Annotated in this window: 2 protein-coding genes; both read left to right on the forward strand. The window is 35.2% G+C overall.

Going from position 1 to position 2,244, the window contains the following annotated elements; translation table 11 throughout:
• Nucleotides 1-234 precede the first annotated feature (234 nt).
• A complete protein-coding gene (locus U9O96_02100) occupies nt 235-1,308 on the forward strand; it encodes a PAS domain-containing sensor histidine kinase (protein MEA2053899.1) in 1,074 nt (357 codons plus the stop codon).
• Nucleotides 1,309-1,412: 104 nt separating this feature from the next.
• Nucleotides 1,413-2,244: PAS domain-containing protein (locus tag U9O96_02105; GenBank protein MEA2053900.1), on the forward strand; the 832-nt coding region annotated here is incomplete at its 3' end.

Genomic DNA, 2,244 nt, shown 5'->3' on the forward strand with positions numbered 1-2,244 from the left:
TCAGCAAGATCATGAAATACATGGAACTTGAATGGAATCCAAAAGCACATCCATTTCAGTGGACATACAAGGGAAAAGTATGTTGCGCATAATTACGGAAACGAACTTAGAAAATCCTCTACTAGATAATGCAATTCAGCCTAACTAGAAAATTTGGCATGTTATAAATGAAATTAGCGATAATTGTTTATATAAGGAATGTATTAAATTGGTGTACAAGAATGAGGAAGACCCATGGCAAAGTCGTGGGAGAAAAAGAGGATATCTTCAAAAGGGGCAAAAGTGAAAGATGAAAGTAAAACAAAAAAGCAGATTATAAAAGAGTTAGAAGGATTGTGTCAGCAGGTTACTGAATTGGAGAAAGTGGAGGCTGAGTGCAAGCGAATGGAAGGGGAGCTGCAGAAGAGTGAGGAAAAATATAGGGGATTAGTTAGAAATGCTGTTGAAGGAATCTATCGATCTACGGTAGATGGAGGGATATTGGAAGCGAATCCAGCATTGTTGGAATTTTTTGGATACGAAAGCGAGGAAAAATTCGAGGCTATAAGTCCATATCAAGTGTTCGTAAACCGCGAGGATAGGGAAAATTTCTTGAAAGAATTAAAAGAAAAAGGAGAAGTGAAGGGATACGAAATAGAATATAAGAGGAAGGATGGAAAAGTAGTGATTGGAAACGAATTCGCTAGATTGATCGAGGAAGATGGTAAGAAAATAATAGAAGGAATAATACACGATATCACCGAGCGCAAAAAAATGGAAAATGCAATCATTCAACTCAACGAAGTTTTACATTTAATAAACAAAATTATGGGACATGATATACTAAATGATTTACAGGTTGTGAGTGGCGCATTAGAGTTGTACAGTGAAAGCAAAGATAAAAAACTTTTAGATAAGGCACATAAACGTATAGCTAGGAGTGTTGAACTTATACGCAGAATGAGGAATCTTGAATCTCTGGTCGCTTCTGGTGGTGAACTAACAAAACATAGAGTAAAAGAAGTTGTGGAAGACGTTATTAAAAAGTATTCAGTTGATATCAACGTAGAGGGCGATGGTATTGTTTTAGCTGATGATGCTATTTACTCTGTCATTGACAACATAGTAAACAATGCCATTGTGCATGGAAAGACAAATAAAACTAACATTACTATCGAAAGCAAGGATAACTTCTGTGAGATAAAAATAGCTGATTATGGTAAAGGAATTCCTGATGAGATAAAAGAGAAGGTGTTTGACGAACGTTTCAGTCACGGAGAGAGAGGAGGAATGGGCTTAGGCCTATATATCGTGAAAAAAAACAATTGAAAGATATGGTGGTAGTGTTCATATTGAGGATAATAAACCAAATGGCTGTATTTTTGTTATAAAATTGAAGAGATGTAAAGGCAGTGAATTTGAGGGGGGTGAAAATGGGAGATGAAGATAAGACAAAAGAGGAACTCACAAAAGAGCTAGCAGAGCTCCGTCAGCGAGTTGTTGAATTAGAGAAAGCAGAGGAAAAGTTAAAAGAAAGTGAAGAAAAATACCGCACAACTTTTGAAAATACTGGAACTGCAATGGCAATTTTAGAAGAAGATACTACAATTTCTTTAGTTAATTCTCAATTTGAGAAATTATCTGGCTATTCAAAAAAAGAAATCGAAGGGAAAATGAGCTGGACTAAATTCGTCCATCCAGATGACCTGGAAAAAATGATTGAATATCACAAGAAACGTAGAAAAAAGCCCGAGGAAGTTCCAAAGGCATACGAATTTAGAGCTATAGATAAAAATGGAAACATTATAAATATGCTCATCAATGTCGATTTAATTCCTGGAACAAAAAAATCTGTTATATCTCTTATTGATACCACCGAGTTAAAGCGGGCGGAGGAGGAGCTGCAGAAGAGTGAGGAAAAATATAGAAGTTTGGTTGAAAATATTAATACAGGCATATATAGAAATACACCCGGTACAAAAGGTAAGTTCATCGAAGCAAATCCTGCGATAATAGAAATGTTTGGTTATGGTAACAGGAAAGAGTTTCTAAAAATCAATGTTTCCGATCTTTATCAAAATTCTGAAGATAGGAAAAAATTCAATGAAAAAATATTGAAAAACGGATTTGTAAGAAATGAGGAATTAAAATTAAAAAAGAAGGATGGGACACTTATTTGGGCGTCTGTCACTGCAACTGCAGTTTATGATGAAAATGGTGAGGTTAAATACTATGATGGAATGATTGAAGATATAACCGAACGCA

This window comes from Candidatus Thermoplasmatota archaeon, from assembly GCA_034660695.1.
Taxonomy (GTDB): Archaea; Thermoplasmatota; E2; order UBA202; family DSCA01; genus JAYEJS01.

Excerpts from the sequence above, each read along its gene's own strand:
- U9O96_02100 (MEA2053899.1), top strand. The coding sequence starts at position 235 with ATGGCAAAGTCGTGGGAGAAAAAGAGGATATCTTCAAAAGGGGCAAAA.